Below are 26320 nucleotides of genomic sequence, written 5' to 3' on the forward strand. Positions count from 1 at the left end.
AATTAAATAATATTTAAAAAACAGTTATAAAATTTAGCATTTTAGAAAGCTAAGGAAAAAATTTATGGAAAAAGAAGTTGCGGTTTGGACTGATGAGAGTCGTTGTAAGGGATGCAATATCTGTGTAAGCTACTGTCCTAGTGGGACTTTAGCTATGAGATATGAACCAAGTGCCATTCAAGGCATTATGATAGAAGTAATTGACGCTAGTACCTGTATCGGGTGTAGGGATTGTGAGACGCATTGTCCTGATTTTGCTATATTTGTAGCTGATAAAGGCTTTAAATTTGCAAAACTAACTCAAGAGTCAAAAGCTAGAAGTGAAGCGATAAAATCAAATAATTACATGCTTCCAGAGGATTTTGGAGGTGATAAATGAGAGAGCTTATAGCAGTTGGAAATTCTCTTGTGGCAAAGGCTGCAGTTGAGTGCGGATGTAGGTTTTTTGGTGGATATCCTATAACTCCATCTAGTGAGATAGCTCACGAAATGAGCTCACTCTTACCAAAAAATGGTGGAACTTTTATCCAGATGGAAGATGAAATTTCAGGCATTTCGGTTGCTATTGGTGCTTCTATGAGCGGAGTTAAGGCGATGACAGCTAGTAGTGGACCTGGAATTTCACTTAAAGCTGAGCAAATCGGACTAGCTTTTATAGCTGAAATTCCACTTGTTATTATAAATGTTATGCGTGGTGGTCCTTCAACTGGACTTCCAACTCGCGTCGCTCAAGGTGATATTTTACAGGCTAAAAACCCAACTCACGGGGATTTTCAAAGCATAACTTTAGCACCTGGAAATTTAGAAGAGTGCTACACTATGACAATAAAGGCATTTAACTTAGCTGAGAGATTTATGACTCCTGTATTTTTGCTTTTAGATGAGACTGTGGGGCATATGCAAGCAAAGGTGAGCATTCCTGAAATTTCAGACCTTGAAGTTATAAATAGAGCTGTATTTAAAGAAGATCCAAGCGAGTACTTGCCATATAAAGCAGGAAAAGACGAACCAGCCATACTAAATCCTTTTTTTACAGGTTATAACTACCACATAACCGGACTTCATCACGGAAATAGCGGTTTTCCAACTGAAGATGGCACTATAGTTGACTATAATATAAAAAGGCTTTTTAATAAAATTTTAAACCATAAAGATGAAATTTTAGAATTTGAAGAGTATTTTTTAGAAGATGCTGAAATTTGTATTATAGCGTATGGAAGCCTAAATTTAAGTGTAAAAGTAGCGATAGATCGCCTAAGAAGAGATGAGGGTATAAAAGTAGGGCTTTTTAGACCCATAACTCTATGGCCAAGTCCTGCTGAAAAGCTAAGAGAGGTTGGTTCTAAATTTAAAAAGCTCTTAGTTATAGAACTAAATTTGGGTCAGTATTTAGGCGAGATAGAACGAACCACAAAAAGAGATGATATCTATACTTTACTTAAGGCAAATGGTCGCCCAATAAGTCCTGATGAGATAATAGCTAAGGTTAAGGAGATGGAAAATGGCATTTAATTATGATAAATATTTAAGGACAGATAAGCTTCCAACTCTATGGTGCTGGGGCTGTGGGGATGGTGTGATACTAAAAGCAGTTATTAGAGCTATGGATACACTAGGCTGGGATAGTAAGGATGTTTGTATCGTTAGTGGAATAGGGTGTTCTGGAAGATTTTCAAGCTATATAAACTGTAACACTGTCCATACAACTCACGGCAGGGCCATAGCGTACGCAACCGGCATAAAACTAGCAAATCCAACTAAAAATGTTATCGTTATAACTGGAGATGGCGATGGTTTGGCAATCGGCGGAAATCACACAATTCATGGCTGTAGACGAAATATCGGACTAAATCACATCTTAATAAATAACTTCATATACGGACTTACCAACTCTCAAACTAGCCCAACAACACCAAAGGGCTTTTGGACTGCTACGGCAAATAAAGGTAACATTGATCCAAATTTTGATGCTTGTAAACTTGCAATCGCAGCAGGAGCGACTTTTGTAGGTAGAGAAAATGTCATAAACTCAGACCGCCTTGTTAAGCTTTTTGTTAAAGGTTTTGAGCATGATGGGTATAGCTTTTTTGATATATTTTCAAATTGTCATGTAAATTTAGGAAGAAAAAACAAAATGGCACAAGCTACTGATATGCTCAAATGGATAGATGGTATGTGCGTAAATAAAATCAAATTTGATAAACTGACTAAAGAAGAGCAAGTTGGGAAATTTCCAGTAGGTGTACTTCACGAAGACAGTAGCCATATAGAGTACACTAAAGCTTATGCTAAAGTTATAGATGCATATCAAGAAAACACAGCGATAAATTTCAAGGATATAGTATGAAACAGCTGAGATTTGTAGGAGTTGGGGGGCAAGGCGTTATTTTAGCAGGGGAAATTTTAGCTGCTGCAAAGATAAAAGATGGTGGATACGGCGTAAAAGCATCAACTTATACTTCGCAAGTTAGAGGCGGTCCAACAAAGGTTGATATTTTACTTGATGATGAAGAGATAAGATATCCATATGCTGATGAAGGAAATATTGATTTTATGTTAGCAACTGCTAATAAAAGCTATCAAATTTACAAAGATGGCTTAAGAAATGGCGGTATAATGGTCATAGAACCCAATTTGGTAACTCCAAGCGATGAAGATAGAAAAAGGTGGCAAATTTATGAAATTCCTATCATATCTATCGCAAAAGATGAAGTTGGAAATGTCATAACCCAAAGTGTTGTTGCTTTGGGTGTGGCTGTAGCTTTAACTGGTGTAATGGATTTAGAGTTAGTAAAAACTAAAATGCTCTCATCTGTTCCAGAAAAAACAAAAGAAATTAATGCCAAAGCTTATGATTTTGGAGTAAAAGCAGCACTGGCTGCAAAATAAATTTAAAAGATAAAGCCATTGTTTTGTATAGATAATAGAAATTTTATAAAATTTAAAATAATCTATTTTGGTGTGTAAAATTTCTATTATTAAATTTAAATTTTATTATATATTTTCATTTAAAAATTGTAAAATTTAGCACTAATTTGAAAAAAATAAAATTTTTTATTCTATTTTTCATAACTTTATAGTACAATATAGACATTTATACTTAAAGTGTTAAGTAAATAAATTAAAAGGACATGTATGAAACGAGGTTTTTCTATGATAGAGCTTGTTTTAGCTATAGTTATTATTGCTATTTCGATTGCATCCTTGCCAAGAATAGTAAGCAGCTCTTTAGGCTCAAATAGCTTTATTGTATCACAGCAAGAAGCTGTACTTCAGTCAAAGGCATTGATGGGTAAGGTTATGATAAGACCATTTGATAGTACACATATTGCAGCTAACTGTCGTACTAAAAGTATCGCTGATGCTGCGAATTGTAATAATGCACCATTTTGGGAAAATATAGCTAGGGATTTTGAAAGAGAAACTGCTGGTGCACTTCTTTTTGTAAATAATTTTAAGACCACTGAGTGGAGTGCACCAATTTTTAATTATGCAGAAGCGCCAGGTGTATATTATAATGCAAGTGGGGTTGTTACTGATGGAGAACTATCAAGGTCTTTTGGAGATAGGAGTGCAGGAGGGGTTAATGTGGCCATCCCATCATCAAATTCTTCTGATTTTCTTAAAAACTCATTTGGTCTTAACCCTGATATGAATGATATTGATGATTTTAGTGGACCTAGTGGAAATTTTATTGGTAGTTTTCAAGGAAATAATTCTGATTCTATATTTAGATTAAATTTTGCTACTACCGTTACTTATTTTGATGATAAAAATTTTATCAATCCAACAGGAAAAACTATAAAAGCAGATATTAAGACAGCCGCTACTGGTGGTGGAAGAATTAATACTATAAGCAATATTAAATTTATAGAAATTCTCACAACTGTTCAAGATGATATAGACGCAGGTTTACCACAAGAAGAAAGTCGGCGTGTGATACTTAAGTCATTTGCTGCAAATGTTGGTACGCCAAATGTATATAAGAAGGAATGGAAATAATGAGAGCTTTGATAGACTATAAACTTAAAAAAGCCTTTACTATGATAGAACTTATCCTAGTAATTGTTATCGTTGGTATATTAGCAACAATAGCTTCTGATATTTATCTAAATATTTATAAAAACTATGCTATAACAAGAGTTGTTGATGACCTTGAGTCTAGGACAGAGATAGCATTAGAGCAAATTTCTTCAAGACTTAGTGATAGAATTCCAGAATCTGTCATAGCAAGAGACATAATAGCGGGCAATAATAATGACAGGCTGTACAATGCACATAGAATTCCTGTCCATGCTGACCGAAGTCTAGCTCTTGAGTGGATAGGTTCTAGCGTAGAGACTAGAAATTTATCAGATACTACTTTAGCTAATACGATTGGTTGGAGTGGATATGTTGATTTAGGTGCTAGTGGTGGTAATACAATAAAAACTCTAGGTAGTAACTTAAATAACACAGAAAATATTCTTAATACTTTAGTTGGTAATAAAAATGATTTAGCTTTGATTTTTTCTGGCCTTTTAAGCTATAATGCTAGAGAGAGTAAAAATGGTTTTGGTTATCAAGATTCTAGTGAAGCAGCAGATATGAAATCTAATAAAATAATGCGTGTGGATATAGATAGTAAAGATACTTTTAAAGTTCGAACAGATAGTAGTTTTAACTTAGGTCAGATAACAGATATGTATCACTTAGCACATAGTGCTTATGCTATAGTTCCTGAACCTAGCGGTACAGCAAATGGAATGCAGTTGTATAATCTAGTTTTGTACTATAACTATAAGCCTTGGGCTGGTGAGGCCTACTCAGATGCTAATACTAAAAGTGCTTTGCTTTTAGAAAATGTTACTCTGTTTAGATTTAGAGGACTTGATGGAGCTATGGAGATGAAGATATGTATCACAGACCCTAGTGAGAATTATAACTTTTTTGCTTGTAAAACAAAGGCGGTGTTCTAATGAAAAGAGGATTTAGTTTGATAATGGCGATATTTTTTGTGGTTATAATAGCAACTCTTGGTATGCTATCACTTAACTTCTCAACTAAAACAGGCAAACAAACTGTAAATTTATACTTAAGAGAGCAAGCTGAGCTATACGCAAAAAGCGCTATAGACTTTACGGTTCTTGCTATGCAAAGAAATGACTATTCAAAAAATTGTTTGGATAACCTGACTATAAAATTTGATGATACTTTTAGTGCTAATGTTGATATTACATATCTTGATAGTGCTATGACTGGATGTAAAAACAGGTCAGGTGGTGCAGTATCTACTTATTCTGTAAAAAGTGGCAAAGGAGATAATATAGCAATATTTGATGTTGTGGTTAGTACTGCATCAGGCGTTAGCCCTGAACCTATAAGGTTTCACAGAAGGACTATACAAAGACCATAAGTAAACTATTTTAGAGCTTAAATGCTCTAAAATTTATAAAAGTTCTACAAGTAGAGTTTTTATAAATTTAAGCCTTTTAAGGAGGAAAAGTCATGAAAACAAGTGTGTTTTTCAAAAATTTATTAGCTACTTTTACTTTGGTGCTTTTGTCATCAAGTCTTAATGCCGATGGTTTGAGTCCAGGTGATTATGGTGGAACGCCTTGCCCAAATGGTGCTGCATTTTGTCCACCAGCAGAAGATGGCTCTATAATGGGAAATCTCAATCTATTTTATGGTAATGGTAGAAATTTAAACAAAAATGAGTGTAAAGCTCTCGAATATAAAGATAGATGTAGTTCAACTAGAAGTAGATACTACTGGCAAAATGATCATTGCTGGGAAGATACTGATTGTACAGGTAAAGGCTATCAAAAACTAATGAAAACTGGTGTTCCGATTTATTACCAAACAAATATACCTAGTAAAGATGGAAGGGTTGGTTCTTTCTCATCTTTTAAAACAGACCCCTCATACTCATCTTTAGTTTATGGAGACTACGCTGTTGCTGGGGAAAGTGTTTTGAAATTTAAAAATGCTGTAGGACGTATGGACTTTGAACCTGCAGAATATGAAAAAGATGGTGGTAGTGACTTTGAGCTAAATGGTAAAAAAAGTACTATGTATCTACCAGCTAGTATAAAGCCTGAGTATATCAAATACGCCCGTGTTACATGGGTGGGAAGCATCCATACGACAAATTTTACAAACTCAAAGGTTGCTAATAATGTATTTGAATTAACATGTACAAATTCTGCACAGCAGTTGATCTTAAAATCTGATAAGAAGCAACTCTCTCCAAATTGGATACGAAATATTTGCGAAAATGCACTTAAAAGTCGCAAGGTGCATGATGTGGATTGCGGTGCCATACCAAGTATGGTGGAAAATGGTGTTTACGACCCAGTAAAAGGTAATGATTACTTCATAGATCTTAAAAAATATAATGATCCAGGAAACTATGTGACCTATGTGGAAAATGGTGAAAAACCAGTCTCAAATAAGCCAAAAGCTTTTTTTACTTGTAAAGATGAAAGCGTTTCCCCATGGATGAAAAAAGTTAATCTAAAGCCTATCTCCTCTGATGCTATTAAACAGTGTAAAGAAAAATTTCCAAATGCAGATTGTGATAAAATGTTAGGGAATTATGAGGATTATTATTATCCTGTTAGTGAGAGCAAACCTGCACCTGTTAGAATTGATATTCAACCAGATACAACAAAGCTTTTAAAAGAAGATGTGGCTAGTAGAAAAACTTCACTTAGACAGATGTGTAATGAAAAATTTGGAAATAATCCAGATTGTAATAGATACTCAGATGATCCTATATATAAACCCTACACACAAGAAGAATTAGAAGGTCTAATAGTAGAAAAAAAAGAGATAATTGCTGGTCCAACAGTTAAAGTTCCAAAAGTTACATTTTTATGTTTTGATAAGAGCAGCCTACATGGATATTCTACTGGTCTTGGCTATGCGTATCACAATGATAAAATGAAAAATACTCTAGAAAATGTAAAGTCAGATTGTAAGCAAATTCTTAAAAATAATACTTCTTTGTGTGATAAATTAACTAGTGATAATATAAAAGGCTATGAAAATTCGCTTCGCTTTGCTGGTACAAATAATCCAGACCTTGCTAAGCAAATCAATACAAAAATGTTTCCTAGTATAAAGCTAGAATGCCCAGGAGCAGGAAGGGATTGTAGCTATATAGATGGTTATAGAATATCTCAAAAAATGTGTAGGCTTCAAAAAGTAGAAGAGGTCTCAACCCCAGGAACTACTGAACGCACAACAGAAGGTTTTGTGTGTGATTTATATCCTGAGAGATGCGAGGCAAACCTACCTAGCTGGAAAAATATATCTCTAAGCGGTGGCGTTGGAGAAGATACTGAAACATTTTGTAAAGAAAATCCAAGCCAGTGTGTTCAAAATGTAAAAACTTGTAAAGCTTGGGAGTATGGAACTGACAATTCAAGTTATTGTGATAAAAATAAAGATAAATGCGAAATGGCAAATTTTTGTATGGGATATAACTATATCTCAACTAAAGCACCAGCTAAAAACACTAATTCAAGAGATAATCTAAACATAGCCGAACTTGCAAGAAAAGAACTAGGTGGATATCGCAATATGTCCTTAAAAGTAGGAAATGGCGAAACTACAAAAGTAGAAGCTAGAGATGAGGATATATACTACACTATGTCACTTGACAACACTCAAGCAAACGGGCAAGGCTCTTTATGGTTTATATACTCTGCAAGTGCTGATGTAACGGATTATGTTAAAAACGCTCTTTCTATGACGAATAACTCATCATCAGGAGATATCTGGGAACTACCAATAATTGGTGGTGATGTTTTAACTTCTGATGGAGAAGTTATAAATGGAAGAGCATTTTGGCATCTAGGTAGGGAGTTTAAAAGTGGTTGGCTAACAGCAAATTTTGGCTCATATCTTTTAACTATCGTTTATAGCAATGACAATGTAGCAAAAGAAATGCCTGATAAAAAGAGCAAAACATATCAATTTTATAAACCTAAAAATGTTACTATTTTTAATGGATTTGCCGCACTTAATGACCCAGATATAAATAATCCTCAAGGTGCATATCTTGACTTTGATATAGGTGGTTTTTATACTCCAAGGCAAAAGAACTATGATGCTAAAGCCACAGTTTATGCTGCATCAAACGCAAACTACTTTAACCCAGGAGATAAATTTGCAGTTTCATATAAAGGCAATCCAAACGACCTTAGAAAAGCATATAACAGTATAACAAATGGATATAACTTCTCAGGTGGTAGAGCTATTGTAAAACCAGGAGATAATGATGTATCAGTTATAGATCCTAACAAATGGCGATCCATATCTATAAACTCATATATCTTAAATAAATTTAAAAATCCTGATGAGAAAACGCAGTTCATGGTGCCAGAACAAACTAATATCCATTTTCAATATGGTGTATTAGCTCATAATACTTCAGGTGAACAAACCTACCCAAGTGTTATAGCTTTTTCAACAGATCTTTATGTCCCTGAAGTTTGCTACTACAGCACAGTCTATAATATGGCAGGTAAGAGCTCTAGGGGAAAAGATGGTTTTGTTGTAACACCAAATGAAACATTGAGAAATCAAGTCTATTTTACTATTCACAAAAATTCTGACTCTTACGACTCAGAAGGTCTTGTTATAGTTCCAAAACTATCAAGAAACCTTGTATATATAGATAATTCTACTAAGGTAAGTAACCCAGGTGATCACGACCCAACTGGCTTTGATAACCTAGAGTCTATAGAAGATAATAAAGCCAGCAGAGCTAATAAATACTATAACAAACTCGAAGGTAAAAACTATGAACTATACCTAGGTAAGGGTGCTGGAGTTAAAGTGGGAAATAGTATCTCTGGTGGTACGCTTACAAAAGACACAAAAGCATATGTTGAATTTAAAACTAGGATAGGTGGCTACTATGAAGAGCCAGTTTATAAGTACAGCTTCTCTTTAAAAGGTGTTACTATGGACTATCAACTTCAAATGCAGCAATGCCCAAATCCAATCGGTAGCAACGATACTAACATAGTAGAACTTGTTCCTGTAGAGGGCTTGATAGTTGTAAATGAAAACTATGAAAAAAAAGGAGATGATGTTAGCTTATATACGCAAGTAGCAAACGAGCCATTTAATCTTAAGTTGGTTTATGATCAAAATATAACTGATATGAATGATACAAGAATCACAAATATTTTAGGTGATGATAAATTAGCTGAGCTGCTTTGTGGCAAGGGATCAAACCCTACTGATCAAGGTTGTGCTGCTAAAATAGAGAAATTTGAAAAAGATAGAGCAGAGCAGGCAAAGGAGATAAAAAAGACCGATGATGAACGAATAGAAACACAAAAAGAGCTCTACAATAAACAATCAGAGCTTTCAGCGGCAGAAAAAACACTACAAAATGCACAAACAGCATATAATGAAGCAAAAAATAAGTATGATGCAAATAAAGATGACTCTGGGTTAGAAGCTGCTTATAAAGCTAGTAAAAAAGCTCTTGATGATGCTAAGAAAAAAGTGGATGATTTAAATTCAAAAATAAATGATTTAGAACAAAATCTAGAAGACATTAAGAAAAAACTAGAAAAAGCTAAAAAAGATTTACAAGATACTGAAGCACCTATTAAAGATGAATTCGTTAATAGATTTTCAAGACTAGATGGAGTGTTTGTTACGACTCTTACTACTAATAGTGCACTTGCTAAAACAGGTAAAGCCACTAAAAAAGAACAGTGCGATTATGTTGTTAAGAACAGCTATGATTCAAGCTCAAAAGAGTGGTTTCAGTTTAAGCATTTTCAAGATTTTGCTATGGGTGATGATAAAGCCAAAAAAGTAGGTGAAGATGGCACTATAACCCTAATAAATGATGATAAAAGCAAAGATCATGCATATAACTCTTATGAATTTTTCTCTGATGAAAATTCTGATAAACCTATTATAGATATGAAAAAAGTAGATATAGGCTTAGCTAGGAAAGATTATACATTTGCTGTAAGTTATATACCAAGCGGACAAGAAACACTTACTAATTGTCAGTATGATTGTATAAAAAATAATACTAAAGATGGCATAAGAGACATGGAAAAGATAAAAGCTTGCCAATCAAAGTGTAGTGCGGACAATGACCAGCAAATTAAAGATGAAGTTTATAGAATAAACATCTGCAATAGTGATGAATTTGCTGTAAGACCAGCTTACTTTAAACTATCAAAAAAGGTAAAAGATCTATATACTGCTGGTGATAGTAAACTTGCTAGTGATTTTAAATCAAACATATATCCATCAGATAAGGATGGCAATTATGTTTTAGGATATGATGCTTTACTACAGCCAAGTACATTTGATAAAAATAAATCACAAGAAGAACAACAACCAGAACCAAGTACTATATTTGCTCAGTTATCCACAAAAGAGTGTTTAAATGAAAAAGTAGCAAATGTATACTTAAAAGGCGATGAGATTTTTTATGCAAAAAGTAGCACTGATGTAAGTAACTCAGCAGGAGTTGCTATAAATACTTTGTGGGATAGAAGTGAAAAATCTTCAAATAACTTAATAGCTGATTTTAAGTACGAAAAAGATTTAGCTGATGAGATAAAAACATATAACTCTATAACTACAAAAGATAACTTAAAAAGAAAGGCTAACAATAGCAAGAAGTATTCTGATGTCAGCCTAGGTAAGTTAGGAGCTCTTAACTACTACAATATAGGATATGCTAGAATGAGACTTACTGATAGTGCTTGGACTGCTGATGATAGAGCTGATTTTGGGTTTGGATGTATAGAAGGTAACTATACATATAAAACTAAAAATAACAAAGGTAAAGTTGGTTGTTATATCGGTATGGATAATGATCAAAAATTTGATCTATTGGGCATAGGTAGCTCAGTTGTAACAGAAAACAGACTTGATAATCAAGATTTAGTTCTAAAATTTACTTACGATACGCTTAAGACTGATATAGTAAGTCTTGATGATGCTACAACTAGGAGTAATGACGGTAGAGTATACGAATATACATACTTTAATGATTTTGAAGCATCTAAAAGAATGGGTGCAGATATGACTATACTATCAAAAGCATTTGTACCAACAACAATAAATGGAAAAGAGCATAATATAACAACCACTCTTTATAATGGCGGTTGTTATTCAAGAGATATGATATTTGGACTTGATTTTACTTTTGATTGTAATGATAATGCCGATAAGATTTCTTCAGCAAATAGATGTGGTAAATTATATAATAGAGCTGAGTTTTGTAAAAATAATATCCTAGACTCAAGATGCTATAAAAATGTAACATTATTAGCTGAACAAAAGGCAGACTACGATGCAGATGATAACCTTACAAAGGGTATTAAATTTTCAGCAAGTGGTGGCATAGAGCATTTCACAGATAAAAGAGACAAGTATAAAAAGATAGAAAATATAAATTTTGTTAAAAACAGTGGAAAAGGTTCAATTACCAATGTATTTGATGAGCTTGAGAACATGTTTGAAAATAACAAAACCACACCTTATAGACTTCCAGTATTTGTTGCTCCTAAGGAAGAGTTTATAAATGGAGAAAACAACGGCACTATAAAAATAAATTTTGCTAGAAGTGTTAAAACTCCACTAAATCCTAAAGTAATATATGCTCAAGACTTTAAGAAAAATAGTGCAGTTGATCATTTTGAAGAGGGGCTTGATACAGATAACGAGATAACAGAATATGAAATTAAAACTGACGGCATAAAAGCTAAAAATATTAAGTTTTCTAATTTAGCTGATGTTAGCAATAAATCACCATTAGATTTTTATTATGGCTATGTGAATGCTGAGAAAAATCAGTATACTTGGGATATAGACTATGTTGAAGGCATAAGAGATGAACAAAATGTAGATGTATACTCTATGATTTATCTTGATTATAATGGATCGGGTGATATTAGTCCTAAGTTGTCTTTGATAGCCAATGATGATGATTTAAATAAAAATGTAACTGGTGTTAATGACAAACTTTACTATGTTGGTGATAAAAATCCTAATAGAACAAATTTCTATCAAAATCCATCAGAACTCTATCATAGTGGAAGTAAGGATTTTGTGATAAGATATATTGAAAATAGTAAACCAGCTGGTTCATGCGTTAGATCATATGAGGTTTCTGGGTTAAATCCTAGTAAAAGCATGGAAACAAAAGATGTAGAAAATGATAATGGTGTTATTACTTCAGTTAGGCAATTCCAAAAACTGAACCTCTCTTCAGATGTAGATAAATGGTATGTGATAGAAGTAGAGACTGAGCCATGGTTATTGTATACTGGAGAAGAATCTAGTAAGTGTGGTGTAACTTCAACAAAATATAATTACTTCGAGTTTATATTATCACTTGCTAAAACAGCTCCTGGAACTGGAAGGTGGGGTGGTGTAGGTACAACTAAGTCCGGAGATATTCTTGGAAACTACCTAAACTACGATGAGAATGGAACAGGTAACGATATACAAAATTCTCAACAAATCCTTACACCTAGAACTAACTGGTAAGTCAGTTAAGAGTGCAGATTTGCACTCTTAACTTTTAATAATTTTAAAAGTTACTTCTAGCTAATTATTTAAACAACAAGCTTCCAAGTCTTATCATGTTTGAGCCACATTTTATAGCGATTTTATAATCACTACTCATTCCCATAGAGCAAATTTTAGCCCCCATGCTTTGTAGGTTTTCATAAATTTTATAAGCTTTTTCAAAGCTTTTTGCCACTTCTAGTTCGTTATCACTATGAGCTCCAATACACATTATGCCTTTTAGGTTTAAATTTGGACAACTCTCCATGATAGCGTGATAAGTTTTAAGCGCTTTTTGTGGGTCGATGCCGCTTTTACTATCTTCATTTGCCACATTTATCTCAAGCAAAGTATCCAAAGTATAATCAAGCCTTTTATTAACAGCCTGAGCTAACTTTAAAGAGTTGCAACTTTGCCATAAAGTAGGGCGAGTTCTTAGAAGTTGGTTTATTTTATTTGATTGTAAAGTGCCTATAAAATGCCAGTTTAAATTTAGCTCTTTTAACTCAGTGCTTTTTTTAACTAGCTCTTGAACTCTGTTTTCTCCAAAACTCATCTGACCTTGTAAGAAAAGCTCTTTTACCTCTTTTGAAGTGACATTTTTACTAACGGCGATTAACTCAACTTTGCTGCTTGAAATTTCATCAATCTCATCTAAAAGTTTTTTTAAATTTATCAATTATACGCTCCAAACATTCTTAAAAAATCATTTACTATAGTAAACGCCATAAGCATAAAAAGTAGTCCCATTCCAGCATAACTAAGCCCAGCAAAAACTCTATCACTAACTGGCTTTTTAAAGATGACTTCATAGAGATTAAAAGCGATATGTCCGCCATCTAAAACTGGTAGTGGAAATAAATTTAGTATGCCTAAATTTACTGAAATTAGTGCTGTTAAAACTAAAAGCACAGATAAGCTTATACTTGCAGCTTTTGTTGTGATATCGGTAATGGCTACGATTCCACCCATCTCTTTTACAGGAACTACGCCAGTTACTAGCTTTTCAAGGCTTATTATGATTAGTTTTGAAGCCTCGATGCTTTCATTAAAAGCATAAGGAATCGCACTTAAGCCTTTGTGATAAACTCTTACAAACTCGCCATTTGGTGTAATTCCAATGAGAGGTTTTTTTATATCTTCACCAAACAAGGTCTTTGCATCGCCTATTTTAGGAGTTAGGGTTAGATTTAAAATTTCATTATCTCTTAAAATTTCTAAACTCATACTCTCTAATGTAACAAGCTTTGAGATATCGTCCCACTCTTTTATTTTTTTATCATTTATGCTTAAAATTTTATCATTTGGCATCAAATTTGCACTTTGTGCGGCTGAGTTTTCCATCACAGTTCCAATGGTAGGAGCAAGTTTTTCAACACCTATAAAACCAAGTGCGATGTAGATAAAAAACGCTAAAATAAGGTTAAAAAACGGACCTGCAAAAAGTATGTAAATCCGCCCCCAAGGACTTAGCATATTATAGCTATCTTTATCGTAGTTTTTTAAAGTTGGATCAGCGTCATCTTGACCTTTTAGCTGGACATATCCACCAAGTGGAATAGCACTTAATGCATATGTTGTTTCTTTAAATTTTTTAGTATAAATTTTCTCTCCAAAACCGATACTAAAAACATTTACACAAACCCCAAGCTGTTTTGCAGCTAGAAAATGTCCAAGTTCGTGGAAAAATATTAAAAATGAAATCACTAAAATAGTAACTATAAAAAGCGGTCCCCAATGCCATAAAGCAATTCCTAAAATCACCAAAACAATTGCTAAATTTAGATTTTTCTTATCCAAGATTTTTCCTTAATTTCATCTCTTTTACATATCCATAAACATATAAAAAGCCTGAATACAGGGTTAAAAACACACTTATCCAAAGCAAAGTTTCACCAAAAAACCACTCCATAGTTAAAAACACAATTGCAACCATTTGAAAAACGGTTTTAACTTTTCCAGCCATTCCAGCACTTACTTTTACGCCATCACTTGCCATGACAACTCTAAATCCTGTGATAAAAAACTCTCTTATTAAAATCAAATAAATCGCCCACGGATTTGCACGGCCTAAATACATAAGCCCTATAAATCCAGCTAAAGTTAGCATTTTATCAGCAAGTGGGTCGATGATTTCACCAAATTTGGTTATTTGGTTCCAACTTCTTGCGATATATCCATCAAAAAAATCAGTTATTGAAGCTATTAAAAAAACAAGTGTTGCAAAATAATTTATCCAGCTTTGGTGTAAATTTGGACAAATCCCAGCCAAATTTACAAGCAAAAAGAAAAACAAAAAGGATAAAAATATCCTAAAAATAGCTAAAATATTTGGTAAATTTATCATTTTTTAAATGTCGTTCCGCCATCAACTATAAAAGTATGTCCAGTTACCCAACTAGCTTTATCAGAGCAAATAAACAAACACGCCCCTGCTAAATCAGTTGGCTGACCCATTCTGCCTATTGGGCTTAGTTTTGCGGTTTGGTCTCTTACTTCTTCGTAATTTACAAACGCCCTTAATGCATCAGTTTCAATCGGTCCTCCACTTACTGCATTTACTCTTATACCAAACTCACCTAGCTCAGTTGCTGCGTATCTTACCATAGCTTCAACCGCAGCTTTAGCTGTGCCATGTCCTGAGTAGTTTTCTATATAGACTCTATTTCCAGTTGAACTAATTGAGATGATTGACCCACCGCCATTTTTTTGCATTCTTTTTGCAGCTTCTTGAGCCCCGCAAACAAAAGCATTTACCGTTGCTGTGAAGATATTATTAATCCCACGCGGTTTTAAACGCATAAATTTAGTATATCCGCCAACTACAGCTCTTCCTGAAATAATGGCATTTGAGATGAAAAAGTCAATTCTATCAAAATCTTTATCAATCTCTAAAAAAAGCTCTTTATAAGTTTCAGGTTCAAGTATATTTAGTGAATAAGACTTAGCTTTTATGCCATATTTTTCTGAGAGTTCTTTTTCTATCTCTTTTGCCAACTCTTCATTTGAGTTGTAAGTAAAGGCTATATTTACACCATTTTGTGCAAACTCTTCAACTATCGCTCTTCCTATCCCACGCGTTCCACCACTTATTACTAGAGTTTTATTTTTGAAAAAATTCTGCATTAAAATCCTTTTATATTGTATTGTTTCATTGTTTTTTCTATTTTTATTAAATTTTCTTTGCTTGGTTTGCAAAGTGGAAGTCTGTATTCTAAACTATCGATTAACCCAGCTATAAACATCGCCGCTTTTATCGGTATCGGGTTGCTTTCGCAAAACATAACTTTGTTGATATTATAAAGTTCATCATTTATCGCTTTTGCTTTTAAAAACTCATTATCAAGTGCAAATTTAGTTAGTTTTGCAGTGTAATCAGGCAGTAAATTTGATGTAACTGAGATAACGCCTTTTCCGCCATTGCTTAATATTGGATAATTTATCGCATCTTCGCCGCTAATAACTATAATTCGTGGTTCATGAGCTAAGAGATCTACGCATTTATCTATATCGCCACTAGCCTCTTTTACACCGTATATATTTTCGCAGTCGTTAAATAGCCTTATGGCTGTTTTTGCCTCTATGTTGCATCCAGTTCTACCTGGAACATTATATAAAAGTACAGGAATTTCTACAGATTCAGCGATTGCTTTATAGTGCAAGTATAAACCTTCTTGAGTTGGTTTGTTGTAGTAAGGAGCAACTGATAAAATTCCATCAGCACCGTGATCTTGTGCAAACTCAGCAAGACCTACTGCTTCGTGAGTTGCGTTACTTCCAGCTCCTGCTAAAACTTTAGTATTTGTTCCTTTACATGCATCAACAGCTATTTCTATACAAATTCTATGCTCATCGTGAGTTAGAGTAGCACTTTCACCAGTTGTGCCAACTGGAACTACAGCATCTATGCCATTATTTATTTGGCGTTTTATAAGTTTAGAGTAGCTCTCTTCATCAACTTTTCCATTTTTAAATGGCGTAATGATCGCTGTCATAGCTCCAATAATTATTTTTTTGTCCATTTTTAGTCCTTTTTTAGTATAGCATTTGTCAAATTTTGGTTTATAAAGTAAGTGTTAAATACTCTTTTTATATCCTCTTTTGTGATTTTTGAAATCCTTTTTTCATAAGTATAAAGTGCTTCAAGATTATCTCTTAAAATATAGCTTCCATAAATGTAACTAACCTTGCTAGCACTATCAAAAGAGTAGACAAAATCAGATTTTATAGTGTTTATGATTCTTTGTATATCTTCATCATTTATTAAGGTTTTTTTAGCTTCATCTAAGAGTGATAAAATTTCACTTCTTACATCTTTTGCACTAACTTCTGGATTACAAACAGCAAAAATTATAAATAAATTCTCATCTATACTTGACATATTGTAAGCAAAAATTTGATTAGCTAGGCGTTTTTCTTCAATCAATGTTTTATTGAGTAAAGAGCTTTTTCCACTATTTAGATAAGTAGAGATAGCTTCTAGTATAATAGTATCTTCATGTTTAGATGGTGGAATTTTATAGGCTAAAGCTAGAATTTCAACTTCACTATCTTTTTTAAGATTTATAAATTTTTCTCCATCTTGCTTTGGTTCGTAGGTGTGAAATTTAGGAATATCACGGCGATTTTTTATGCCACAAAAGTGTTTTTTAGCCAGAGCAAAAGCATTTTTTTCATCTATATCGCCAGCTATTAAAAGTACAGCATTTTTTGGCTGATAGTAAATTTCATGAAATTCTTTTATATCATCAATAGTCCAGTTTTTTATATCATCTTTAAAGCCAATCGGAGTCCAATGATATGGATGATATAAAAAAGCGTTGTTATAAAGCCTAAAGAAAAGATAGCCAAATGGACTATTATCTGTTCTCCAAAGTCTCTCTTCATAAACAACATCTCTTTCAGGCTGAAATTCTTCATCATTTAGGTTTAAATTTGACATAATATCGGCGTATAATTCTAAGCTTTTATCTAAATTCCCATTTGAGCATTTTATAAAATAGTGCGTATAATCAAATCCGGTTGAGGCGTTATTTACCCCACCAAAGCCCTTTACAGTAGCATCAAACTCCCCAGCAGGGCGGGTTTTTGTTGATTTAAAATTCAGGTGTTCAAGCATATGAGCGATGCCACTTTTTCCCATCACTTCATTTCTTGAACCAACCCTATAAAAAACATTTACATTTATAACATCGCTTCCTAAATTTGTAGGCACATGGTAAATTTCAAGTCCATTTTCAAGTTTTAAATAGTTATGAGTCACTTTTTGCCTTTACTGTGATATCTACTCCAACTGCTTGAGCTATATTTTCAAAACCATCGGCTTTTAAAAGTTTGCTCAACTCTTTGTTGATATCTCTTGCTATCGTAGGACCTTTAAATATAAAGCTAGTATAAATTTGCACCAAATTTGCACCAAGTTTTATTCTAGTGTAAGCTTCCTCAGCACTATCAATACCACCACAACTTACTAAAACCGCTTTTCCATAAAGCTCAGAAGATATAGCCTTAAAAAGCTCTCTTGATTTGTGAGTTATGAGCTTTCCGCTTATCCCACCTTTGTGCTCTTTTATGTTTGGAGAAAGAGAGTAGTCAACGCTAGTATTGTTTATAATAAGCATTTTAGCACCACTCTTAACAGCAACTGTGCAAATTTCAGTAGCTTCATCATAGCTAAAATCTGGCGAAATTTTAAAAGCAACTGGTTTTTTTGTTGTCTCTTTTAAGGCCAAAAAAAGCTCTTTTATAAAATTTTCTTCTTGTAAAGCTCTTAAATTTGGAGTGTTTGGAGAACTGACATTTACTAAAAACATATCACAAACCCCGTCAAGTTCTTTTGCTAAAGTTATGTAATCACTTAAAGCATCATCATTTGGAGTGGTTTTATTTTTGCCGATATTTGCTATTAATGGAACATTTAGTGGGTAAAATTTACTCACATTTGCCTTAACAGCTTTTAGTCCAAGATTGTTAAAGCCCATAGAGTTTTGAATACTTTCATTTTTTACAAGTCTAAAAAGTCGTGGTTTTTCGTTGCCATCTTGCGGTTTAGGGGTAACTGTTCCATACTCAATATGCCCAAATCCTAAATTTTGTAAAGATTTTAATACAACGCCATTTTTATCAAACCCACCAGCTAAACCAACTGGATTTGGAAAGTTTAGCCCTAGTAAATTTTGGTTTAAACTCTGGTTATTAACTACTAAATCCTTACCACATATGCTGAGTAACGATGGAAACAAATTTGCAACTCTAAGCCCAGTTATAGCTAGGTCATGAGCATTTTCTGGATCCATTTTAAAAAATATCTTTTTTAAATTATCATAGTTCAAATTTTCATCCTTTAAAAAAGAGTATTGTATCAAATTTAGCTTTAAAAGAAGCTAATTATCTAGGCTTCCTTTTAGTTTTTGATAAATTTTGCTACTTTGGCTAAGTTCTTCATCACTACCAAATCCAACAACCTTACCGTCATTTATCACAGCGATATTTGTAGCGTTTTTAATCGTTGATAGACGGTGAGCAACCACGATAACTATCTTATCTTTTCTTAAATTATCAATCACTTCTGTTATTGTGCTTTCACTTGTGTTATCAAGGGCTGAAGTTGCTTCATCTAAGATAATGATTTGTGGGTTTTTATAAAGCATTCTTGCAATTGCTATTCTTTGTCTTTGACCGCCACTTAAATTTGTACCAAATTCATTAAGTTTTGTATAAATTCCATCTTCTAAATCCATCACAAATTCATATGCATTTGCCATTTTTAGGGCTTTTATGACCTTTTCTTTATTAAATTCGCCACTATATGCCACATTATTTGCAATAGTATCGTTGAAAATATAGACTCTTTGGCTAACTAAACCGATATTTTCTCTAACGCTTTTTAAACTATACTCGTAAAGATCAGTGTTGTTGATTAAAATATTTCCACTACTTACATCAAAAAACCGCATAAAAAGGTTTACTATACTTGTTTTACCACCACCGCTTGATCCAACAAATGCTAGCATTTCGCCTTTTTTGACAGTAAAATTTATCCCTTTTAAAACAAAATCACTATCATATTTTAGCCAGACATCTTGGAAATTTATGCTATTTACAATATTTGGAAATTCTTTATCGCCACCAACAATAGATGAAAGTTTATCCGTTAGTTCAAATGTTCGCTCGCTAGCTGCAATTGCATCTTGCATTTTGTTATGCAAACTTGATATCGTTTTTATAGGCTTATAGAGCAAAAAAAGAGCTGTTAAAAACGAAAAAAAGCTTCCCATTGTCATATCATCAGATATAACTTCTTTTCCACCTACTATGATAACAACAGCTATTCCAATAGATCCAAGCGTTTCCATTATCGGCGTTACAAGTTCGCTTATTTTTACAGACTTTAAATTTAGCTTAAAAAAATTGTTATTTTCTTTTATGAAGCGCTTTGTTTCTTTAAATTCAGCGTTATTTGCCTTAACTATTTCTATATTTGTAAAAATTTCACTTAAAACTGATGTGATATCAGAAGTTTTTTCTTGAGCACTTTTTGAGATTTTTTTCATCTTTTTAGCTAGTATTGAGAGTGGATAGACTGCTACAGGCATAACTATGAGTGCAAAAACAGCTAGCTTTGGACTTTGATAAATAACAACTACAAGAAGAGCTAGTATAGTAAGAGCACTTGTGATAAACTCAGGTATCATATTTGAAACTATATTTCTAATCCTATCAATATCATTTATAGTTCTACTTATAAGCTCACCTGTGCGAAATTCGTTAAAGAATTTCATATCTAAATTTATGAGATTTCCTACTAATGTTTGGCGAAAACGTCTTACTATGTCTTGACCTATAAATACTGTAAAGTATTTTTGCATATAAGCTCCACCACTTTTTGCTGCATATATTAAAATGATAGCAAAAGGCAAGCTATAAAGAAGAGCTTCGTTTTTTTCAACAAATATTTTATTAAGCACTGGTTCTATTAGCCAAGCACTAAGACCTGTGGAAACTGAAGTCATGACCATACCAAGTATTGATAAGATAAACTCAAGTTTATAGTCTTTATAGTAAGGTGCAAAACGCTTTATAATATCTTTTAAGCTAAGCTCTTTTATATCTTTTCCCATATAGTTCCCTTTGGTGTATCCATAATGCTAATGCCAAGAGTATTTAAATCATCTCTTATCTTATCAGCTTTTGTAAAATCCTTGTTTTGTTTAGCGATATTTCGCTCATCTAAAAGCTTTGAAATTTGAGCCTTTTCATCACTACTTACTCCAAATTGAAAGTAGCTTTCATCTTTTAAAATTCCAAAAACTTTACTAATAAATTCTAAATTTGCTAAAATTTCACCTTTTTTTGCTCTGTCTTTTGGGTTTTTATCAAGAAATTCATTTGATAAATTTACAAAGTTATCTACAAATGAAAGAGCTAAAGACGCGTTTAAATCATCGCTTAAAGCCTTTAAAATACTATCTTTAAATTCCAAATTCAGGCTAGTTTTATTAGCGCCATCTACTCTTTTTTTAAGGCGGTAAATTTTATCAAGGCGTTTTTTAGATGCTTTTAAATCATCAACACTGTAGTTAAAATTCGCTCTATAATGCGAACTTAATAGATAAAACCTTAAAGCCTCTCCTGGGACTAAATTTAAGGCATCTTTTATAAAAAAGCTATTATTTAAACTTTTACTCATCTTTTCATTATCAACTTGCACAAAACCATTATGCATCCAGTATTTTGAAAGGCTTTTGTGCTCGCTACATCTACACTGAGCAGCTTCATTTTCGTGGTGAGGAAATAACAGATCCATCCCACCAGCGTGGATATCTATAGCAAATTTATTATCACCTGAGTCAAGATGAGCTTTTATCATCGCAACGCACTCTGTATGCCAGCCAGGTCTTCCTTTACCAAATGGACTTTCATACCAACTCTCATCAAATTTCCATAAAACAAAGTCTTTTGGATCTTTTTTAAACTCACTGCTTTTAACCCTTGCTAAACTCTCATCATCAAAGCTTTTGCCGCTTAAACTAAGATAGTTTTCATCGCTACTTGTATCAAAGTAAACTCCATCATTTTCTATTATGTAAGCACTTTTTTTATCAAGTAAATTTGATATATAGTTAGTTATGGCTTCTAAATTTTCAGTCGCTTTTGGTTCTAAATCTGGTCTTAAAACATTTAAAGCTTTCATATCATCTAAATATCTATCTATATAGTAGCTAGTAATTTCATCTAAGCTTTTGTTAGTCTCTTTCATTTTAGCCAAAATTTTATCATCAATGTCTGTGAAGTTTTTTACAAATTTTACATCATATCCTAAAGACAGTAGCGTTCTTCTAAGCATATCAAAACTTATGGCACTTTTTGCATGCCCTAAATGTGCATCATCATAAACCGTTGGACCACAAACATAAATTCTTGCAACGCCAGTTTGAAGTGGCTTAAATTCAACCTTTTTTCTTAAAACACTATCAAATATAACCATTAATAAAATCCTTAAAAACTAAAAGCACCAAAATTTCTACTAGGCAAATTCCTAAAATAAAGGCTATTTTTTTAGGGCGTATTATAGCTAAAAAATTATTAAAGCCAAATTCCACTAAATTTCTCCAAAGTAGATAAAATCCTCCAAGTGAGCTAGCTAATGCTAAGCCTGCTGCTCCAAGTGGTTTAACAAGCACTGCACATAAAAGTATGTTTAAAATAAGGCTTTGTATAGCTATTTTAGCGGCTATATTTTGCTTCATCTTAGCATATAAAAACAAAGAAAATAGCTTAGCTAAACCAAAAGGAACAAGCCCTATCATAAACATAGAAAGGATAAAAGCTGAGTTTTTCGTATCGCTTCTTAAAAATTCACCACGCTCAAAAAGTAGCCATATAATCTCAAAATTTAAAATAATCCCACCAATAGCTGAAAAAAGAAGTAAAGCTAATAAAAAATGAAAGCCATTTGAGAGTAAATTTAGAGCATTTTTATCATCATTTGCTTTTATGGCTTTTGAAATTTTAGGAAACATAGCAGTTGATAAAGCGATGGCAAAAAGAGCAAGTGGAAGCTGAAATATACGGTTTGTATAGTATAAATAACTTATTGCCCCAGCTCCTAAAAAAGATGCAAACCAAGTCTCTATAAATGAGCTTATTTGCGTAGCTGATGAGCCAATTACACCGTGAAAGAAATTTTTATAAAAGCCTTTTGTTTTAGCATCTTTTTTTCGCCATAAAGCAATAAAGCCAAATTTTAAATATTTTAGCATTTTGGTGTAGTGTAGGGCGATGATATGAACTATAAACTGAAGAACGCCACCAACAATAACTCCTATACTTAGGTATAAAACTGCACTCTCTTGAGTTTTACCTTGTGCTAAAACCAAAGAAAAAATCATTGCTAAATTTAGAAGTGCTGTTGAAAATGCAGTTGTTGCAAAATGCCCTTTATACTGAAGCATAGACGCAAAAAGCGTTACTAAAAATATAAATGTTAAATACCAAAAATTTAGCCTTACGTATAAAGTAGCCATATTGATAGTTTTATCATCAAATCCAAGAGCTAAAAATTTAGTAAAAAGTGGCGTGAAAATATTAACAATTAGCGTTAAAAATAGTATAAAAAGGCTAAATCTTAGCAAAACCGAAGCACTAAAGCGGCTTTTTTTATTGCTTGATATAAAACCCGGCATAAAGGCTTGAGTAAAAGCCCCTTCACCAAAAAGGCGGCGAAAAAGATTAGGAAGTTTAAATGCTATAAAAAATATATCACTCCAAAGCCCAGCTCCAAGTACACTAGCGGTCATAAGGTCTCTAATAAATCCAAGCACTCTTGAAACTAAAATTCCAATAGAGTTACTAAAAAATCCTTGTAAAAATTTAAATCTTTTCAGTTTATAGCCTTTCATAAAATTAAGTATTTTACTATAAATTTGCTTAAATACTAAAATTTTTTATGAGTAAAATATAAGATATTTTAATCAATACAGTTGAATTTAAGTTTTTGTTTATTTTATATTGTTTTAAGCTTTAAGATTATATAATTCAAAAATCAAATATGATTATGGTTATCAAAAGAAAGAGGTTATGAAATCATGGGACTAGATACTTGCGAAAGTGGAAAAAAATATAAAATTAAGAACATAAATGCTAGTGGAAAACTATTTTATAAGCTTTTAGATATGGGCTTTATAACAGGGGCGACAATGGAAGTTATAAGAGAAGCACCTCTTTACGATCCGATGGAGCTAAAAATTCATAATTACTTAATAACCCTTAGAAAGAGTGAAGCAAACCTTATAGAGGTTGAAACTATATGAATGTCAAAATAGCCCTTGCGGGTCAGCCAAATTGTGGTAAATCAACTATATTTAGTATGCTTAGTGGCATTCGCCAACATATTGCAAACTATCCAGGCGTAACAGTTGATAAAAAATCAGGTTTTTTTAGCTATAAAGACTTAGATATTGAGATGGTGGATCTGCCTGGAACTTACTCATTTAGTTCATACTCGCTTGAAGAAAGAGTTGCTAAAGAATTTATACTAAAAGATAGTCCTGACATTATTTTAAATGTTGTAGATGCTTCAAATTTAAAGCGAAATTTATATCTTACATTTCAGCTTTTAGAGATGGCAAAACCAGTTATTGTTATACTTAATATGTGGGATGTTGCTAAAAGGCGCGGAATAGAAATAGATGCAAATAAAATTTCATCCATGTTAAAATGCCCAGTTGTAGTAGCAAGTGGAGCAAAAAAAATAGGAAAAGATGAGATTTTAGAAGCTATTTTTAGTGTCTATAATCAAAAACAAAACTATGAAGAGTTTAAGATAAACTATGAAGAGCTTGAACCTTTTATATATGAGTTAGAAAAAGATATAAAAACAAACTACGACATTAGTAAAAGATGGCTTGCTATAAAGGCTTTAGAAGGCGATAGTGTAGTTTATGAGCTTTTAGAAGATAAAAACAGAAATTTTAAAGAAAATTCAAAAAAACAGATAGATAAATTTAAAAATATACATGGCTTTAATACCGAAAATTTTTTAGCATCTTTTAGGTATGACTCAGCCCAAATAGTAAGTGATAAATGCACAAAAGAGACAAAAAAAGATAAAGAAACCCTAACTGATAAAATAGACAAAATAGTCCTAAACAGATGGCTATCGTTTCCGATACTTTTTCTTATAATAGTGGCGATCTATCAGCTTGCTATTGTGTTTGGTTATCACCTTACTAATTATACTTGGCCTATATTAGCAACACTTAAGAATTTTGTTACTGATATACTTCCAGCTGCTGATATAGCTCATGTTCCTATGCTAACTGATCTTGGAATTTGGCTAATAAATAGCTTAAATGCACTTTTAAACTATTTGCCGATATTTTTTATTCTGTTTGCTTTGATTGCTATTTTAGAAGATGTTGGCTATATGCCTAGAATGGCGTTTATTTTAGATAGAGTATTTAGAAAATTTGGACTTCACGGACAAAGCACACTGCCACTTGTTTTAGGCGGAGCTTTTGTTGGAGGGTGTGCAGTTCCTGGCGTAATGGCTACAAAAGGCATTGCTGATGATAGAGCTAGAATGGCTACTATTTTTACTGTTCCACTTATGAACTGTTTAGCTAAAGTACCATTTTATACACTACTTTTAGGGGCATTTTTTAAGGAGCATATGAGTTTAGTTATGTTTTATATATCAACTATTACTATTTTTACTGCTTTAATAATTGCAAAAATTTTAACTATGACTCTTCTTAAAACAAGAGAAACCGCACCTTTTGTAATGGAGCTGCCATCATATCACATGCCTACTTTTAAGGGTGTGATTTTTAGGGCTTGTGAAAGAGTTTGGGTTTATATTAAAAAGGTTTGTACTATCGTTTTAGCTGTTGCTATAGTGCTTTTTGCTCTACTTCAATTTCCAGGAGTTAGTCATGATAAAAGAGCTGAGTTTGAAGCAGATGAACAAAAGATTTTAACAACTTTTGATAAGAAAATTTCTAAAACAAAATACCATGAAAATTTTAAATCAAGACAGAGTGTATCAGAGCTTCTAAATTTTTATGACTCTTATAGAAGTAAAAAAATGGCTGGTAGCAAGAGCGTTGATGAAGATTTTAAAAACAAAGATGAGTTTTTATATAGCATAATTAGACCAGCTAGTGATGATAAGGATGCAAAACTTATAAATAGAGAGCTTAGAAATCTATCAAAAGGCAGAGATAGAATTTTAAGAGAGGAGAAAAATGTAAGAATTGAGACTTCACTGCTTGGTATGGCAGGTAGAGCTTTAGAGCCTATTAGTCAGTTTGCAGGTTTTGACTGGCGTATAAATGTAGCGTTTTTAAGCTCATTTGCTGCTAGAGAGTCTGCAGTAGCTACACTTGGAAGTATTTATGAAACAGGAGCAAATGAAAATGCACAAAGAGCTGAAGAGATGATGGCTGAAAATAGTGGCTATACACCACTTCACGCAGCTGCTATTATCATCTTTATGCTTTTAACTCCACCGTGTATTGCTACAATGGTGGTTGTAAAACTTCAAATGAATAGCTACAAATGGATGCTTTTATCGCTATTTGTGCCTTTTGCTTTAGCTCTTATAATGGCAGCTCTTGTCTTTAGTATAGGAAATGCTTTAAACCTTAGTGGTTTGGTTGCTATGAGTTGTTATTATATATTTATAGTCGCTACTGCTATAGTTTTAGGATTAATCCCAGAAAAGCGAATAAATTGGCAAGGTGGATTAAAAAATTAAATCAAATTT

Annotated in this window: 20 protein-coding genes; 10 read left to right on the forward strand and 10 right to left on the reverse strand. The window is 32.9% G+C overall.

Annotated features, from left to right (window positions below; genetic code table 11):
* The first annotated feature begins 64 nt into the window (after positions 1-64).
* From CCORG_RS03840 to CCORG_RS03875, 8 genes are all read left to right on the forward strand, one after another.
* Positions 65-379, forward strand: a complete 315-nt coding sequence (locus tag CCORG_RS03840) for a 4Fe-4S binding protein (RefSeq protein ID WP_025803568.1) — start codon at positions 65-67, stop codon at positions 377-379.
* The gene (locus CCORG_RS03845; protein ID WP_025803567.1) at positions 376-1512 is read left to right on the forward strand and encodes a 2-oxoglutarate synthase subunit alpha; all 1137 of its coding nucleotides are present in this window, start codon (positions 376-378) and stop codon (positions 1510-1512) included. Before CCORG_RS03840 ends, CCORG_RS03845 begins: the two co-directional genes overlap by 4 nt.
* Positions 1502-2347 carry a 2-oxoglutarate ferredoxin oxidoreductase subunit beta gene (locus CCORG_RS03850; RefSeq protein WP_025803566.1) on the forward strand — a complete coding sequence of 282 codons (846 nt, stop codon included), beginning with the start codon at positions 1502-1504 and terminating at the stop codon, positions 2345-2347. The genes CCORG_RS03845 and CCORG_RS03850 overlap by 11 nt, the downstream gene beginning before the upstream one ends.
* On the forward strand, positions 2344-2889 hold the full coding sequence (locus CCORG_RS03855) for a 2-oxoacid:acceptor oxidoreductase family protein (RefSeq protein ID WP_034971671.1): 546 nt from the start codon (positions 2344-2346) through the stop codon (positions 2887-2889). The genes CCORG_RS03850 and CCORG_RS03855 overlap by 4 nt, the downstream gene beginning before the upstream one ends.
* Positions 2890-3135: 246 nt before the next feature.
* Complete coding sequence (locus tag CCORG_RS03860) at positions 3136-4002, forward strand: prepilin-type N-terminal cleavage/methylation domain-containing protein (protein ID WP_025803565.1); 867 nt, start codon at positions 3136-3138, stop codon at positions 4000-4002.
* Positions 4002-4958: a prepilin-type N-terminal cleavage/methylation domain-containing protein gene (locus CCORG_RS03865; RefSeq protein ID WP_025803564.1), complete on the forward strand. Its 957-nt coding sequence runs from the start codon at positions 4002-4004 to the stop codon at positions 4956-4958. Before CCORG_RS03860 ends, CCORG_RS03865 begins: the two co-directional genes overlap by 1 nt.
* Complete coding sequence (locus CCORG_RS03870; protein ID WP_025803563.1) at positions 4958-5395, forward strand: hypothetical protein; 438 nt, start codon at positions 4958-4960, stop codon at positions 5393-5395. The genes CCORG_RS03865 and CCORG_RS03870 overlap by 1 nt, the downstream gene beginning before the upstream one ends.
* Positions 5396-5487: 92 nt before the next feature.
* Positions 5488-12531, forward strand: a complete 7044-nt coding sequence (locus tag CCORG_RS03875) for a hypothetical protein (protein WP_025803562.1) — start codon at positions 5488-5490, stop codon at positions 12529-12531.
* Positions 12532-12595: 64 nt separating this feature from the next.
* On the opposite strand, the gene CCORG_RS03880 is transcribed toward CCORG_RS03875, so the two are convergent.
* From CCORG_RS03880 to murJ, 10 genes are read right to left on the reverse strand one after another with little or no spacing between them, the layout of a single operon-like run.
* Positions 12596-13228: a YggS family pyridoxal phosphate-dependent enzyme gene (locus CCORG_RS03880; RefSeq protein ID WP_025803561.1), complete on the reverse strand. Its 633-nt coding sequence runs from the start codon at positions 13226-13228 to the stop codon at positions 12596-12598.
* Positions 13228-14352 carry an RIP metalloprotease RseP gene (gene rseP, locus CCORG_RS03885; RefSeq protein ID WP_025803560.1) on the reverse strand — a complete coding sequence of 375 codons (1125 nt, stop codon included), beginning with the start codon at positions 14350-14352 and terminating at the stop codon, positions 13228-13230. Before rseP ends, CCORG_RS03880 begins: the two co-directional genes overlap by 1 nt.
* Positions 14345-14899: a CDP-diacylglycerol--glycerol-3-phosphate 3-phosphatidyltransferase gene (gene pgsA, locus CCORG_RS03890; protein ID WP_025803559.1), complete on the reverse strand. Its 555-nt coding sequence runs from the start codon at positions 14897-14899 to the stop codon at positions 14345-14347. Before pgsA ends, rseP begins: the two co-directional genes overlap by 8 nt.
* The gene (locus CCORG_RS03895) at positions 14896-15678 is read right to left on the reverse strand and encodes an enoyl-ACP reductase (RefSeq protein WP_034971667.1); all 783 of its coding nucleotides are present in this window, start codon (positions 15676-15678) and stop codon (positions 14896-14898) included. Before CCORG_RS03895 ends, pgsA begins: the two co-directional genes overlap by 4 nt.
* Complete coding sequence (dapA, locus tag CCORG_RS03900) at positions 15678-16574, reverse strand: 4-hydroxy-tetrahydrodipicolinate synthase (protein ID WP_025803557.1); 897 nt, start codon at positions 16572-16574, stop codon at positions 15678-15680. The genes CCORG_RS03895 and dapA overlap by 1 nt, the downstream gene beginning before the upstream one ends.
* 2 nt (positions 16575-16576) lie before the next feature.
* Positions 16577-17815, reverse strand: coding sequence for a M16 family metallopeptidase (locus tag CCORG_RS03905; RefSeq protein ID WP_025803556.1), 1239 nt, complete (start codon positions 17813-17815; stop codon positions 16577-16579).
* Positions 17805-18884 (reverse strand): quinone-dependent dihydroorotate dehydrogenase, encoded by a 1080-nt coding sequence (locus CCORG_RS03910; RefSeq protein WP_025803555.1) that lies wholly within the window; start codon positions 18882-18884, stop codon positions 17805-17807. The genes CCORG_RS03905 and CCORG_RS03910 overlap by 11 nt, the downstream gene beginning before the upstream one ends.
* Before the next feature lie 51 nt (positions 18885-18935).
* Entirely contained in the window at positions 18936-20672 is a 1737-nt protein-coding gene (locus tag CCORG_RS03915; RefSeq protein ID WP_034971663.1) for an ABC transporter ATP-binding protein, read from the reverse strand.
* Entirely contained in the window at positions 20657-22039 is a 1383-nt protein-coding gene (gene cysS, locus CCORG_RS03920) for a cysteine--tRNA ligase (RefSeq protein ID WP_025803553.1), read from the reverse strand. The genes CCORG_RS03915 and cysS overlap by 16 nt, the downstream gene beginning before the upstream one ends.
* Positions 22026-23453: a murein biosynthesis integral membrane protein MurJ gene (murJ, locus tag CCORG_RS03925; RefSeq protein WP_025803552.1), complete on the reverse strand. Its 1428-nt coding sequence runs from the start codon at positions 23451-23453 to the stop codon at positions 22026-22028. Before murJ ends, cysS begins: the two co-directional genes overlap by 14 nt.
* Positions 23454-23639: 186 nt before the next feature.
* Here murJ and CCORG_RS03930 point away from each other — a divergent pair, with 186 nt between their 5' ends.
* Entirely contained in the window at positions 23640-23864 is a 225-nt protein-coding gene (locus CCORG_RS03930) for a FeoA family protein (RefSeq protein ID WP_025803551.1), read from the forward strand.
* Entirely contained in the window at positions 23861-26311 is a 2451-nt protein-coding gene (gene feoB, locus CCORG_RS03935) for a ferrous iron transport protein B (protein WP_025803550.1), read from the forward strand. Before CCORG_RS03930 ends, feoB begins: the two co-directional genes overlap by 4 nt.
* Positions 26312-26320 lie beyond the last annotated feature (9 nt).

It is taken from the genome of Campylobacter corcagiensis (genome assembly GCF_013201645.1).
GTDB lineage: Bacteria > Campylobacterota > Campylobacteria > Campylobacterales > Campylobacteraceae > Campylobacter_B > Campylobacter_B corcagiensis.